The organism is Micromonospora sp. ATCC 39149, from assembly GCF_000158815.1.
Lineage (GTDB): Bacteria > Actinomycetota > Actinomycetes > Mycobacteriales > Micromonosporaceae > Micromonospora.
The window spans coordinates 5,107,629-5,122,171 of record NZ_GG657738.1; the positions used below are offsets into that span (position 1 = coordinate 5,107,629).

General features: G+C 72.7%; 10 protein-coding genes and 1 pseudogene. 9 read left to right on the forward strand and 2 right to left on the reverse strand.

Annotated features, from left to right (window positions below; all coding sequences use genetic code 11):
- Window positions 1-7: 7 nt before the first annotated feature.
- From MCAG_RS22360 to ispG, 7 genes are all read left to right on the forward strand, one after another.
- A complete protein-coding gene (locus tag MCAG_RS22360) occupies window positions 8-700 on the forward strand; it encodes a ubiquinone/menaquinone biosynthesis methyltransferase (protein ID WP_007075252.1) in 693 nt (230 codons plus the stop codon).
- The gene (locus MCAG_RS22365) at window positions 697-1,707 is read left to right on the forward strand and encodes an amidohydrolase family protein (protein ID WP_007075253.1); all 1,011 of its coding nucleotides are present in this window, start codon (window positions 697-699) and stop codon (window positions 1,705-1,707) included. Before MCAG_RS22360 ends, MCAG_RS22365 begins: the two co-directional genes overlap by 4 nt.
- A 680-nt stretch (window positions 1,708-2,387) precedes the next feature.
- Window positions 2,388-3,128: a hypothetical protein gene (locus MCAG_RS22370; protein ID WP_036374753.1), complete on the forward strand. Its 741-nt coding sequence runs from the start codon at window positions 2,388-2,390 to the stop codon at window positions 3,126-3,128.
- Between the two features lie 50 nt (window positions 3,129-3,178).
- Entirely contained in the window at window positions 3,179-3,961 is a 783-nt protein-coding gene (locus tag MCAG_RS22375; RefSeq protein ID WP_007075255.1) for a hypothetical protein, read from the forward strand.
- Between the two features lie 186 nt (window positions 3,962-4,147).
- Entirely contained in the window at window positions 4,148-5,389 is a 1,242-nt protein-coding gene (dxr, locus tag MCAG_RS22380; protein ID WP_085986126.1) for a 1-deoxy-D-xylulose-5-phosphate reductoisomerase, read from the forward strand.
- Complete coding sequence (locus MCAG_RS22385; protein WP_007075257.1) at window positions 5,389-6,639, forward strand: RIP metalloprotease; 1,251 nt, start codon at window positions 5,389-5,391, stop codon at window positions 6,637-6,639. The genes dxr and MCAG_RS22385 overlap by 1 nt, the downstream gene beginning before the upstream one ends.
- Window positions 6,640-6,648: 9 nt before the next feature.
- Complete coding sequence (ispG, locus tag MCAG_RS22390; RefSeq protein ID WP_007075258.1) at window positions 6,649-7,821, forward strand: flavodoxin-dependent (E)-4-hydroxy-3-methylbut-2-enyl-diphosphate synthase; 1,173 nt, start codon at window positions 6,649-6,651, stop codon at window positions 7,819-7,821.
- A 124-nt stretch (window positions 7,822-7,945) separates the two neighbouring features.
- Here ispG and MCAG_RS22395 read toward each other — a convergent pair whose 3' ends face one another.
- Window positions 7,946-8,530, reverse strand: coding sequence for a PadR family transcriptional regulator (locus MCAG_RS22395; protein ID WP_007075259.1), 585 nt, complete (start codon window positions 8,528-8,530; stop codon window positions 7,946-7,948).
- Window positions 8,531-8,682: 152 nt separating this feature from the next.
- Here MCAG_RS22395 and MCAG_RS22400 point away from each other — a divergent pair, with 152 nt between their 5' ends.
- Window positions 8,683-9,522 carry a DUF4081 domain-containing GNAT family N-acetyltransferase gene (locus MCAG_RS22400; RefSeq protein ID WP_007075260.1) on the forward strand — a complete coding sequence of 280 codons (840 nt, stop codon included), beginning with the start codon at window positions 8,683-8,685 and terminating at the stop codon, window positions 9,520-9,522.
- Between the two features lie 189 nt (window positions 9,523-9,711).
- Window positions 9,712-13,298, forward strand: a pseudogene (locus tag MCAG_RS22405) (ATP-binding cassette domain-containing protein).
- 25 nt (window positions 13,299-13,323) lie between these two features.
- On the opposite strand, the gene MCAG_RS22410 reads toward MCAG_RS22405, so the two are convergent.
- Complete coding sequence (locus tag MCAG_RS22410) at window positions 13,324-14,391, reverse strand: NADH:flavin oxidoreductase/NADH oxidase (RefSeq protein ID WP_007075263.1); 1,068 nt, start codon at window positions 14,389-14,391, stop codon at window positions 13,324-13,326.
- Window positions 14,392-14,543 lie beyond the last annotated feature (152 nt).

The window sequence follows — 14,543 nt, forward strand, 5'->3', positions numbered from 1 at the left end:
TTCCCGCATGGTCCGCGCCCAGCTCGACAAGAACGAACGGCAGGTCTCGGCGATGTTCGACGAGGTCGCCGAGGGGTACGACCGCACTCGCGCGGCGATCTGGCTCGGCCGCACCGGCGCGTGGGGCCGGGCGGCCGCCCGGGTGGCCGGGGTCCGGGCGGGGCACCGCGTGCTCGACGTGGCCGCCGGTACGGGCAGCTCCACGATCGCTATGCACCGCCCCGGCGTACGGGTGGTGGGCTGCGATTTCTCCCTGGGGATGCTGCGGATCGGCCGGCGCCGCGTCGGGATGGCCGGGTTCGTCGCGGGGGATGCGCTGCGGCTGCCGTTCGCCGATGCCAGCTTCGACGTGGTGACCATGTCCTTCGGGCTGCGTAACACGGCCGACGTGGGGCGGGTGCTCGCCGAGATGCGCCGGGTCTGCCGGCCGGGCGGGCGGTTGGTGGTCTGCGACTTCAGCCATCCGCCGAACCCGCTGGTGCACCGCCTGTGGCTGGGCTACCTGCGCCATGTCGTGCCGTTGATCGCCCGCCTCGTCAGCACCAACCCCCAGGCATACGTCTACCTGTGGGAGTCCATCAACGCCTGGCACCGCCAGCCCGAGCTGGCCGAGCTGCTCCGCGCGGCGGGCTGGGCCGAGGTCGCCTGGACCAACCTGACCGGGGGAGCCGTCGCGCTGCACCACGGGGTACGTCCGTGACCGGCCCGGAGCTGAAGGTGACCGGCCCGGTGATCGATGTGCACCATCACGTCGTTCCCGGCTTCTATCGCGCCGTCCTGGAGTCGGCCGGCCTGCTCCGGCCCATCCCCGGCGTGGCTTACCCCGACTGGTCGCCCGCGACCAGCCTCGCGATGATGGACGGGCTGGGCATCGACGCCGCCGTGGTGTCGATCACCGAGCCCGGCGTGCACTTCGCCGACGCGGACCTCGCCCGCCGGCTCGCCCGGCAGCTCAACGAGTACCTAGCCGGGCTGGTGGCGGACGCGCCGACCCGGTTCGGGGCGTTCGCCGTGCTGCCGTTGCCCGACGTCGACGCCGCGCTCGACGAGCTGGCGTACGCCCTCGATGTGCTGCGGCTCGACGGGATCGGGTTGCTGACCAACTACCGGGGCGAGTACCTGGGCGACCCCGCGTTCGAGCCAGTGCTGGCCGAGCTGGACCGCCGGCAGGTGCCGACGTTCCTGCACCCGGCCCGCCCGCCCGGACGTGACCAGCCCGCGTTCGACCTGCCGGCGTCGGTCTACGAGTTCCCGTTCGACACCACCCGCACGATCGCCAACCTGCTCTATGCCGGCGCGCTGGACCGCTACCCCGGACTCCGGCTGATCGTGGCGCACGCCGGCGGGGCGGTGCCGTTCCTCGCCGGCCGGCTCGCCGACGCGGCGGTGATCAGCCCTGCGGTCGCCCACCGGCTGCCGGCCGACCCGGTCGGCGCGCTGCAACGCCTCTACTTCGACACGGCGCTGTCTGCCAACCCGTACAGCCTGCCGAGCCTGCACGCGCTGGCCGACCCCGACCGGGTGGTCTTCGGTACCGACTTCCCCTTCATGCCCGCCGAGCACGCCGGACAGAGCTGGACCCGGCTGTGCCGCTTCCACGCCGGAACCCCGCACCTGCTCGACCGGATCGCCGGCGGCAACGCCGGCGCCCTGTTCCCACGCCTGCTGCCGCGGGCGGTTGCGCACCAACCCGTCGTGTCACGCTGAGGAGGCACCATATCCACCGACGTCATCAGCCAGGTCTTCGGCGCCCGTCGACCACCGCGACGCCGACGGCTTCGCCGCGCTGTTCGCACCCGACGGCCGCTTCACCTTCGGCAACGCCGAGCCGGTGCTCGGCCGGTCGAGATCGACACGACGTACATATCTGCCGCGTTGGTCGTTTGGGCGAACGGTTCCGCCCAATCAGGTCTCGCTCCCGTCGGCACCGTCGGCCGCCACGCTGCCTCCATCATTTCGTAGGTCACCCGGCCAAAATACGGCGTCTTGCGAACGCCCTGGCATCGAGCGCCACAGGAGTTTTTTGATCCTGCCGCTGGCCCCGGGCGGGGCAACGGACCGTCAACCCATCTCACGCTGGATGCGTACGCTATGTCGTTGATCGTTCACATGGGGATGCGGTGGCGCATGCCCAGCCAATAGGTTTACGGGTAAAGCGGCCCAATGGTTCAAGGGAATGCAACTTTTCACATAACCGGCTGGATCGTCGTCAGCAGCGAAGATTCGCCGGCTATCATCGCCACTCCCGTTCCACTTCGGAAACGCCGCGCCGATGGCGTCGGCACTACGAACAGGAGTTCGTGATGGGAAGGAAAAGGAGAGCTCATCGAGCGATAGCGGTCGGTGCGGCCGTCGCGCTCGGTCTCGGATTCGTGACCGTGACTCAGATGGCGAGCGCCGCCGAGGCGGGCTGCACACCCGTCAACGGAACCGGCCAGCTCGTGAATCCGTGCCCAAAGGGTGACGCCATGCGGCTGTGCAAGGGGTCGATAAAGATCAACGGGGTGACTCAGGAGGCCAGGGAATTCGCCCAGACCTTCCCGGCCGACACCTGCGATTTCAGGGTCACCGAAGTGGTCGGGGCGGGTGACGCGAACGCCATCTTCGGGGCCCCGTTCAAACCGTCGGCCGAAGTGGCCAACTGCCCGCCCAACACGGCGAACAACCTGAGCCTCGAAGTCCAGATGGAGCAGGGTGCCGCAAAGAACTCGGGTGACTTCGTCGGCGACGGCGACACCTTCGCCGCCAATTTCCTGGGCCTGCTGGGTATCGAGTGGGGCAAACACGAGACCGAGACCAACCTCGTCTCCGAGGTGCGGACGGTGACCAGCGCCCGGACGGTGAACGTGCCCGAAGGCAAGCGGGGGACCTTCCAGTTCTTCCCCCGGCGCGCCCAGATCAAGGGCACCTGGACCGTCACCGGTGGCACCCGTAACAGCGCTGGCGGTGGACCGTTCGGCCCGCCGAACAGGCCGTGGGAGTGGACCTTCGACACCGTGATCGAGGCGCCGCTGGTCCTGCCCAACGGCCAGGCCGACGGGGAGGCACGGCCCACGCTGACGGACTGCACCGGCTCCGAGTTCGAGGGTGACGAACCCGAGCCGTTCCCCGGCGAGCCGGGGAACTGACCGCCGAGCCCGAGCCCTTGATCGCACGAACGAAGGTTTAGGAGTCTGACGTGTCCACATACCAGTTCGCCCGGCGTGGTCGGGCCACCTCGGCGAAGCGTCGCAAAATCGTCGTCGCCACGGCGTTCGCGCTGGCCGCGGCCGCACTGATCCCGCTGATGAACCGCACCAACGCTTCCGCCGCCACCCCCGACGAGGTGTCCCTGCACTGCCGGGACGGTTCGCCGCTGCTGGAGAACTGCACCTTCATCCAGCGCCGGGAGGCCACGGCCGGCGGAAACTCGTTCCGGGTCAGTGAGGTGCAGAACAACTGCGACGGAACCGTACCCGACCCGTTCAGCCTCGCGGTCAGCGTGCGATCGACGACCGAGGTCCAGTTGGAGAACGGTGCCTTCTTCAACGTCAGCGGCACCCCGAGCCTGCTGGAGGCCATCGGTGCCACCGCGACCTCGGTCAAGAACCGGTTCAAGATCCTCGGTTTCGGTGAGGACTCTGCGGTGACCGTCACCATCAGGGCCGACGTCGAGCCCGGGCAACGGGCGGCGATCTACTTCCGCCCCGAGGTGGTGGAGTCCGGCGGCTACCTGGAGGCCGAATACAAGCAGGCGCAGGACGGGACGAAGGTCTTCTTCTTCCCGGAGCAGAACGCCGACACCGTCCTGGTGAGGTTCCCGCTGGCCAACGACAACGGCGACCCGAAGGGCTTCTACTGGATCCGCAGCATGCCCTGTCGCGAGAACTCCCGCTTGGTGATCCCCGGCTTCGACACCGCCGACTTCGGCGGCTTGGACGGGGCCTTCGGGATCACCGACACCCCGGTGGCGGCCGGCTGAGCCGGCCCATCCGTACCCTCGCCGGGGTCCTCAACACCAGCCCGCGGAACACGCGACGGTGCCTCGCTGCGGAGGGCCCGTTCGACGGCGAGGTGCCCGAGGCGACGCCGGCCGGGTGAGGCTCCCGGCGGGCGCACAGCCCGGCTGGGGAAGAATGGGTGGGTGACAACTCCTCCCCGCGATCTTGTGCTGCTCGGGTCGACCGGCTCGATCGGCACCCAGGCAGTCGACATCGTCCGGCGCAACCCTGACCGGTTCCGGGTGGTGGCGCTCGGTGCCGGCGGCGGCAACGTCGGCCTGCTCGCCGCCCAGGCCCTCGAACTGCGCGTCGAGGCGGTGGGGGTGGCGAAGGCGTCGGCCGCGCAGGACCTCCAGCTCGCCTTCTACGCCGAGGCGAGCCGGCGCGGCTGGGCCAGTGGCGACTTCAAGCTGCCCAAGATCGTCGCGGGGCCGGACGCGATGACCGAGCTGGCCCAGTGGCCGTGCGACGTCGTACTCAACGGGGTGGTCGGCTCGCTGGGGCTCGCGCCGACCCTCGCGGCGCTGCGCGCCGGGCGTACCCTCGCCCTGGCCAACAAGGAATCGCTCGTGGCCGGCGGCCCGCTGGTGCGGGCCGCGGTGACGCGGCCGGGGCAGATCGTGCCCGTCGACTCCGAGCACTCGGCGCTGGCCCAGTGCCTGCGCGGCGGCACCCGGGGCGAGGTGCGCCGGCTGGTGGTCACCGCCAGCGGCGGGCCGTTCCGGGGGCGGCGGCGCGACGAGCTGACCCAGGTCACGCCCGAGCAGGCCCTCGCGCACCCGACCTGGAACATGGGCCCCGTCGTCACGATCAACTCCGCCACGATGGTCAACAAGGCGCTGGAGGTGATCGAGGCGCACGAGCTGTTCGACGTGCCGTACGCCGACATCACCGTCATGGTGCACCCGCAGTCGGTGATCCACTCGATGGTCGAGTTCGCAGACGGGTCGACACTGGCCCAGGCCAGCCCGCCCGACATGCGGCTGCCCATCGCGCTCGGCATCGGCTGGCCCGACCGGGTGCCGGACGCCGCCGCCGCCGTCGACTGGACCACCGCCCACACCTGGGAGTTCACCCCGCTCGACGACGAGGCGTTTCCGGCGGTGGCGCTGGCCAAGGCGGCCGGACAGGCGGGGCGCTGCCGCCCGGCGATCTACAACGCGGCCAACGAGGAGTGCGTCGCCGCGTTCGTCGCCGGCCGGCTGCCGTTCCTCGGCATCGTGGACGCCCTCCGGCGGGTGCTGGAGGACGCTCCCGATTTCGCCGAACCAGGTACCGTCGAGGACGTGCTCGCCGCCGAGTCGTGGGCGCGCGCGCACGCGCAGGAGATCATCGTGGCGTCGTCATCGGCGGCGTCAGCGTCGTCGTCGGCCTCGGCGTCGTCGTCGGCATCGGTGGAAGGAGCTTGATGGCGTACCTGCTCGGGGTGGTGTTGTTCGCCCTGGCCATCCTCGTCTCGGTCAGCCTGCACGAGGCGGGGCACATGCTCACCGCCAAGGCGTTCGGGATGAAGGTCACCCGCTACTTCGTCGGCTTCGGCCCCACCATCTGGTCGTTCAAGCGGGGCGAGACCGAGTACGGACTCAAGGGCATCCCGCTCGGCGGCTTCTGCAAGATCGTCGGCATGACGCCGCAGGACGACGACGTCGAGCCGGGCGACGAGCACCGCGCGATGTGGCGCTATCCGGTCTGGAAGCGGACGATCGTCATGTCCGCCGGGTCGATCACCCACTTCGCGTTGGCTGTGGTCGCGACCTGGATCATCGCCGTCTCCGCCGGCCTGCCCAACCCGGACTTCCCGACAACCGACGCCGAGGCCCGCCAGGAGCCGGCGGTGATCGCCCTGGCCAAGTGCGTGGTGCCGGAGAACGCCGTCCGCGAGTGCGCGGCGAGCGACCCGACCAGCCCGGCCGCGGCGGCCAACCTGCGCGACGGCGACCGGATCACCTCGCTCAACGGCACCCCGATCAACAACTACGGCGACCTGCTGGTCGCCCTGCGGGCCACCAAGCCGGGCGACACCGCCACCATCTCGTACGTCCGCGACGGCCAGCCCGGCACCACGAGCACGGTGCTCGCGCAGACCCAGCGCCCGCCGCTGGACGACCCGAAGGGTGCGGTCGGCCCGGTCGCCGCGCTCGGCATCGGCCTCCAGTTCAGCACCCCCACCCGGGTCCAGTACGGCCCGGTCGCCGCGCTCGGCGGGACCGCCCGGTTCACCGGCGACATGGCCGTCGGCACGTACGAGGCGATGAAGCGCATCCCGCAGAAGGTGCCCGCCCTCTGGACGGCGATCAGTGGCGGCGAGCGGGACGTGGACACCCCGATCAGCGTGGTCGGCGCGAGCCGGCTCGGCGGCGAGGCGGTGGAGAACAACGCCTGGCTGGTGTTCTTCATGCTGTTCGTGTCGCTGAACTTCTTCATCGGCGTGTTCAACCTGCTGCCGCTGCTGCCGCTCGACGGCGGGCACATCGCGATCGCGTGGTTCGAGCGGGCCCGGTCCTGGGTCTTCGCCCGGTTCGGCCGGCCGGACCCGGGCCGCGTCGACTACCTCAAGCTCATGCCCATCACGTACGTGGTGATCCTGATCGGTGGCGTGTTCACGCTGCTGACCGTCACCGCGGACGTCGTCAACCCGATCACGCTCTTCTCAAGGTGAGTGCCTGAAGTGACCGCAGTCAGTCTCGGTATGCCCGTCGCGCCGCCCCCCGCGCTCGCCCCGCGCCGGGCCAGCCGTCAGATCATGGTCGGCTCGGTGCCGGTCGGTGGGGGCGCGCCGGTGTCGGTGCAGTCGATGACCACCACCCTCACCTCCGACGTCAACGCCACCCTCCAGCAGATCGCCGAGTTGACCGCGTCCGGCTGCCAGATCGTCCGGGTCGCCGTGCCGAGTCAGGACGACGTCGAGGCGCTGCCGGCGATCGCCCGCAAGTCGCAGATCCCGGTGATCGCCGACATCCACTTCCAGCCGAAGTACGTCTTCGCCGCGATCGACGCCGGCTGCGCCGCCGTCCGGGTGAACCCGGGCAACATCCGGCAGTTCGACGACAAGGTCAAGGAGATCGCCGCAGCGGCCTCCGCCGCCGGTACGCCGATCCGGATCGGCGTGAACGCCGGCTCGCTGGACAAGCGGCTGCTCGCCAAGTACGGCAGGGCCACCGCCGAGGCGCTGGTCGAGTCGGCGCTGTGGGAGTGCTCGCTGTTCGAGGAGCACGGCTTCCGGGACATCAAGATCTCGGTGAAGCACAACGACCCGGTGGTGATGATCCGGGCGTACCGGCAACTCGCCGAGCGCTGCGACTATCCGCTGCACCTCGGCGTCACCGAGGCGGGCCCCGCGTTCCAGGGCACCATCAAGTCGGCGGTCGCCTTCGGCGCGCTGCTGGCCGAGGGGATCGGCGACACGATCCGGGTGTCGCTGTCCGCCCCGCCGGTGGAGGAGATCAAGGTCGGCAACCAGATCCTGGAGTCGCTGGGGCTGCGCGAGCGGGGCCTGGAGATCGTCTCCTGCCCGTCCTGCGGCCGGGCCCAGGTCGACGTCTACAAGCTGGCCGAGGAGGTCACCGCCGGCCTGGAGGGGCTGCCGGTGCCGCTGCGGGTGGCCGTCATGGGCTGCGTCGTCAACGGCCCGGGGGAGGCCCGCGAGGCCGACCTCGGCGTCGCCTCGGGCAACGGCAAGGGCCAGATCTTCGTCAAGGGCAAGGTCGTCAAGACCGTCCCCGAGGGGCAGATCGTGGAGACGCTGATCGCCGAGGCGCTGCGGATCGCCGACGAGATGGGCGCCGAGCTTCCCGAGGAACTGCGGGACCTGGTCCCGGGTGCCACCGTCACCGTGCACTGACCGTCGCGTAACTCCGCAAGGGGGCCGTTCCACCGGGAACGGCCCCCTTGCGCGTACCCGCGGGCCACCACCGGGGTGAGAAGGGGACCCTTCTCTACCGTAGGCGTTAACAAGGGGCCCGTCCTTACCCCTCGGCGAGGATGGCGTAGAGCTTGCGCCGGGTCTCGGCGAGCACCTGTGCGGCCCGCTCGCGCTGGTCGTCGGTGCCGGTCATCATCACCTGCCGCAGCGCGTGCATCGCCTGTGTGCCGGCGTCGCGGATGTCGTGCCAGCTCGCGACGGTGTCCTCGGCGAACTCGCCCCACGGTGGGGCCTGCGCCGCCTGGTCCGCCTCGGCGCGGCCCGCGTCGGTGAGGGTGAACCGCCTGCGTCCGCCGCCGGCCTCCTCGGTCTCGGCGACGACGACGCCCTCGTCCTCCAAGAGCTGAAGGGTCGGGTAGATCGACCCGGGGCTGGGCCGCCAGGCCCCGCCGGTGCGGGAGTCGATCTCCTGGATCATCTCGTACCCGTGCATCGGCCGCTCGGTGAGCAGGGCCAGCACGGCCGCCCGGACGTTGGGCCGCCGCCCCCGTCCCCGCCCCCGGTGGCCGCCCCGCCCGCCGTGCGGGCCCCCGTGTCCGGGCGGCACCGGCGGAAAGGGTGGGCCGGGCGGGAAACCGAAGCCGCGCATCCGCGCCTCGCGCATGGGCGTACGTCGGGGGATTCTCATGGTTGTCTCCCCTCATAGTTCGATCGCTGATGCATCAACGATATATCGCCAACCTGTCGCCGAAAAGTTGTTTTTCCGGTGCCGGCGGCGGGTGGAGGACGGACCCCGCACTCGGCCGGCGAGGCGGGGGGCCGATCTGGCAGGCTGGTGACGTGCTGACGGTGCCGGTGCGGCAACTCGGGGAATCGGAGCGGCGCGCGGTCGAGCGGCTGCTCGACCTCGACCCGTTCGCGGGAGCGCAGGTCGCCGAGCGGGTCAACGCGCGCGGGTTGGCCTGGTGGCGGGCCGAGGGGCGGATCCTGGGGTACGGCGCGCGCCGCAACCTGGAGTCGATCTGTTGGCTCGGCGGCAACCTCACCCCCGTGCTCGCCTCGGAGTCCGCCGTCGCCGCCTACGCCGAGCTGCTCGCCGCCGAGGAACGGCTCTGCTCGTCGATCGTCGGGCGGGCCGACGCGGTGCTCGGGCTCTGGGACCGGTTGTGCGGGCACTGGGGGCCGGCCCGCGACGTCCGGCCCAACCAGCCGCTGCTGGCCACCGACGCGCCGCCGTCGGTCGTGACCGACCCCGACGTGCGGCTCGTGCGCGGCAACGAGGTCGACCGGCTCTTCCCCGCCGCCGTTGCCATGTACACCGAGGAGGTCGGCGTCTCGCCGCTGGTCGAGGACAGCGGGCGCGGCTACCGGCGGCGGGTCGCCGACCTGGTCCGGGCCGGTCGGGCGTACGCCCGGTTCGTCGACGGCCAGGTCGTCTTCAAGGCCGAGCTGGCGGTGGTGACCCGGCACACGGCGCAGGTCCAGGGCGTCTGGGTGGCCCCGCAGTGGCGCGGCCGGGGGATCGCCACGGCGGCGATGGCGGCGGTCGTGCGGGACGCGCTGCTGCGGGTGGCCCCGACCGTCAGCCTGTACGTCAACGACTTCAACCTGCCGGCCCGCCGCGTCTACGAGCGCTGCGGGTTCCGCACGGTCGGCACTCTCGCCACCATCCTCTTCTGAGGTGCAAGGAAGGGCCCCTTCTTAACGCCTGCGGTAGAGAAGGCTCCCCTTCTCACCCCGCCAGCTCGCCGGCGGCGCGGGTCGGGCCGGTCCGGCCTCGGACGGGTGGCGCGGGCGGTAAATGCGTTGAAGGCCCCGGCCGGATCACGGAGGGTGGAGATACCGCCCCGAGAGTCCGGAGGGACCGACATGCGCCTTTTCCGTGACCTGTGGGCCACCTCAGCACGCCGGATGACGCTCGTGGCCGCGCTGGTCGTGCTCGGTGCCGCAGGCCAGGCCGCCGCCGCGGCGCTCGCCGGCCCGGTGCTGGTGCACCGCTCGGGTGTCCTGTTCGTCGTCCTGGCGGTGGCGCTGTGCGCCGTCGTCGTCACCGACCTCACCATCGGGCTCGTGATGGCCGGCGTCACCGCCGACTGGTCGGCCGACGTCCGGCGGCGGCTGTGCCGGGTGGCGCTCGGGCAGGACCTGCCGACCCTGGAGGGCACCCCGGTCGGCGAGCTACTGGACCGGATCGACGGCGACGTATACCAGGTCGCCTCCGAGGTGCGCGGGCACGGCGTACGCATCGCCCAGATGGCCGCCACGGGCCTGCTCTCCACGGTCGTCGCCCTGGTGGTGTGGTGGCCGGCCGGGGTGAGCATGCTCGCGCTGAGCGCGCTGCTCGCCCTCGTCCTGCGCCGCCCGACCCAACGGATCGCCCCGGCCCGGATGGCCGAGGAGGAGGCCCAGACCGACCTCGCCGCCGTCATGGAGGAGGCCGTCCACGGCCAGGACGACGTGCGCACCAGCCTCGCCCGGCCGTACGTGCTGCGACTCTATGCCCAACGCGCCGCCGCCGTGCTGGCCCGGGGGGCCGTGGTGTGGCGGATGTCGGCGTGGGTGACCGTCGTCGGCGCCGGCGTCATCCGGGTCGGCATCGCCGGGGTGGTCCTCGGCGGGGCGTGGGCCCTGGCCGCCGGACGGATGGACGCGGCCCGGCTGACCGCCGTGTGGCTGCTCGTGCTCGGGTTCGGCATGACCGTCGAGCACGTCAGCCGGATGGTGCCCGAGTTGCAGTACGCGATCGGCGCGTGGGGGCGGGTGCAACTGCTGCAGGACGCCCCGCAGGAGCCGGCCGGCGGGCGGGAGCCCGTCGAGGGCGACCTGGTCGTGCGCCACCTCACCTTCCGCTACCCGGCGGGCGGGGTCGACAGTGACCGCGCCCCGGCGCTGCGCGACGTGTCGCTGACGTTCGTCCGGGGCCGGTCGTACGCCCTGATCGGCCGGACCGGGTCCGGCAAGTCGACGCTGGCGAAGGTGCTCACCCGGGCCGTGGACCTGCCGCGCGGCACCGTCCTGCTCGGCGACACCGACCTGCTCGACCTCGACGTCGAACGGCTGCGCCGGTGGATCGCCGTGGTCCCGCAGCGCACCGAGATCCTGTCCGGCACCCTCGCCGAGAACGTCGCGCTGTTCGACCCCGAGCTGCTCGACGACGCCGCGCGGGCGCTGGACGAGCTGGGGTTGGCCGGCTGGATCGCCGGGCTGCCCGACGGCCTGGACACCCGGCTGGGCGAGGGCGGGCACGTGCTGTCGGCCGGGCAGGAGCAGCTCGTCGCGTTCGCCCGGATCCTGGTCCGCGACCCGCACGTGGTGATCCTCGACGAGGCCACCGCGCGGCTGGACCCGATCACCGAGACGCTGGTGCAGCGGGCCACCGACCGGCTGCTCGCCGGCCGGATCGGCATCGTCATCGCGCACCGGCTCTCCTCGGTGCGCCGCTGCGACGAGGTGGTGGTGCTGGCCGACGGCGCGGTCGTCGAGGCGGGACCGCTGGATTCCTCGGAACGGTTCGCCGAGCTGCTGGCGGTCAGCCCACGCCTCCGCGTACGCCGGGGCGGGCGTTGGCGGGCGGGCCGGGGCGGGTGGCGGTGGACAGGCCGGGGCAGGCGTTGGCGGGGCGGGTGCCAACGGGCCCGCCGGGGCGGGTGTCGGCGGGCAGGCGGCCGGCACCGCCGTACTGACCGACCTGCCGCCGGCGTCGGACGCGGCCGGCGGCCCCGGCACGCCCGTGGGGGCCGCGCGGGCGAAGGTCGCGCCGCCACCGCTGCCGCCGGCACCGCGCGTCCGCACGATGCGGGAGATCCTCCGCCTCGCCACCAACGACCCGCGGTACGGCGTCACGGCGATCTCGCTGTTCGGGTTCGGGACCCTGCTCGGCCTCGACGGCTCGGTGCTGCCCTGGCTCTGGGCGGACCTGGTCGACGGAGTCGGTGGCCCGTGGTGGCCGGCGGTCGGGATCGTGACCGCGTTGCTGGTGACCGTGCCGGTGCCGTACCTCACCAGCATCCTGTTCCCGAACTGGTGGGTGCGGCAGATGCTGCGGATCAGCCTGCGGCTGGTGCACGGGCAGACCGGGCCGCGCCGGATCAGCGGGCACACCCCGGCCGAGGTGGTCGCCCAGGGCGGCGACACCGAGCGGGTGGTGATCCTCGCCGACAACCTGTTCGATCAGGGCATCGTCGTGCTCATCTTGGCGGCGATGACGGTGGTCTCCGGCTTCGTGGTCCCGGCCGCTTTCTTCCTCGGGACGATGGTCGTCTCCGGGCTCGCGGCGACGCTGTTCGGGCCTCGCCTGGAGCGGTCGGCGCGGGCCACGGGTGGCGGCGCGGGCGGCGTTCGCCACCGCGCTGGTGTCGTCGCTGTCGGCCGCCCGTACGGTGAAACTGGCCGGTGCGACCCGGCCCGTGCTGGGCCACCTCGCCGACCTCGACACCGTCCGCAGCGAGCGGCAGCGCCGGGAGATCTCCGTGCAGGTCTGGGCCCGGTCGACGCCGGCCCTGGCCAGCGGCCTGCTGCCGATCGGTGCCTGGGCGCTCTACCTCACCGGCGGGCTGTCCGCCGGGGCGACCCTGGTCGTGGTCTCCACGCTCGGCGCGGCCCGCTGGTTCGCGTGGACGACGGCGTCCCTGGTCTCCCAGCTACCGTCCGCGCGGGTGTGGACGCGCCGGACGGTCGCGATGACCGGGGTCGGGGCGTACTCGGCGCCGGTGCCCGGGGTCGACCTGGCCGCCGGGACCGCGCCCGCGCCGGAGCCCCCGCCGCGGCACCCGTTGCGCCGGCTGGAGATGGTCGGCTTCGGCGCGCTGCACACCGACGGTACGCTCGCCGTCCACGACGTCGACCTGACCGTGGAACGTGGCGAGCTGGTGCTCGTCGTCGGGCCGGTCGGCTCGGGCAAGTCGTCGCTGCTGCGCGCCCTCGCTGGGATCGTGCACCACACGGGCAGCCTGCGGTGGAACGGCGAGCCTGTCACCTCGCCGGAGCTGTTCCTTCGTCCCCAGCAGGTCGGTTACGTCGGTCAGCTACCCCGGGTGCTCTCCGGCACGGTCGCCGACAACGTCGCGCTCGGTCACGAGGTGGACGCGGCCGGGGCGGTGTCGACGGCCCAGCTCGAGCACGACCTGGCGACGGCAGGAGGCGGGCTCGGGCTGCTCATCGGGCACAAGGGCACCCGGCTCTCCGGCGGGCAGCTCCAGCGGCTGGCGCTGGCCCGGGCGCTGGCCCCGCGCACGGAGTTGCTGGTCGCCGACGACGTGTCCTCCGCGCTGGACGTCACGACGGAGCTTGAGTTGTGGGCGGCGCTGCGCGAGCACGGGGTGACGGTGGTCGGCTCGACGTCGAAGCGGGCGGCGCTGGTCCGCGCCGACCAGGTGGTGGTGCTCGTCGACGGCACGGTCGCGGCCCACGGCACCTGGCGGGACCTGGAACGGGACTGGGGCCACCTGGCCGGCTGACCAACCCGGCGGTGCGGGCGGCGGGTCAGAAGGCGCGGGCGTACTGGGCGGGCCAGTCTGGCGTCGCGCCGAGCTTGGCCGCCGCCCGCCGGGGCCAGTACGGGTCACGCAGCAGTTCCCGGCCCAGCAGGACCAGGTCCGCCTCCCCGCCGGCCACGATCCGCTCGGCCTGCTCCGGCTCGACGATCAGGCCGACCGCGCCGGTCGGCACGCCGACCTCCCGGCGGATACGAGCGGCTAGCGGCACCTGGTATCCGGGGCCGACGGGGATGGTGGCCCGGGGAACCGCGCCGCCGGAGGAGGTGTCCACCAGGTCGACGCCGGCCGCCGCCAGTTCCCCGGCGAGCACGACGCTGTCCTCGATGGTCCACCCGCCGTCGGTCCAGTCGGTGGCGGAGATCCGGGTCAGCACCGGGACGCTCTCGCCGACCGTCGTGCGGACCGCGCGGGCCACCTCCAGGGTCAGCCGCATCCGGCCGGCCCGGTCCCCGCCCCAGCCGTCGGCGCGGTGGTTGGTCAGCGGGGAGAGGAACTCGTGCAGCAGGTACCCGTGCGCGGCGTGGATCTCCACGGCGGCGAAGCCGGCGGCCACCGCGCGGCCGGCGGCGGTGGCGAACGCCTCGACCACCCCCGCGATCCCCGCCTGGTCGAGCGCGGTCGGCACCCGGTACTCCGGGGCGAACGGCTCCGCGCCGGGGCCGACGGGCGTCCAGCCGCCCTCGGCGTCGGGCACCCCGCCGCGTTCCCGCGCCCACGGCTGGTACGTCGACGCCTTGAACCCGGCGTGCGCGAGCTGCACGGCGGGCACCGCGCCCTGCGCCGCGACGAACGCGGTGATCGGCCGCCACGCGTCGACGTGCGCGTCGGACCAGAGCCCGGTGTCCCGGGGGCTGATCCGGCCCTCGGGCACCACGGCGGTCGCCTCGGTGAGCACCAGGCCCGCGCCGCCGACCGCGCGGGAGCCCAGGTGTACGCGGTGCCAGTCGGTCGGCAGGCCGTCCGGTCCCGCGCTGTACTGGCACATCGGGGCGAGGGCGACCCGGTTGGGCAGGGTGACGGCGCGCAGCGCCAGGGGCGTGAACAGGGTGCTCATGTCGTGATCTTCTCCGGAGCTGTCAGGCGGGTACGGGGGCCGGCCCGTGGGCGCGGGAGGGGTGGCCGACGTCGCCCGGCTGAGCCGGGGCGTCCCGGCCAGCCTCGTCCGTCGCCGGTGCGACGAGGTCACGGCGGCTGGCAGAGTCGTAC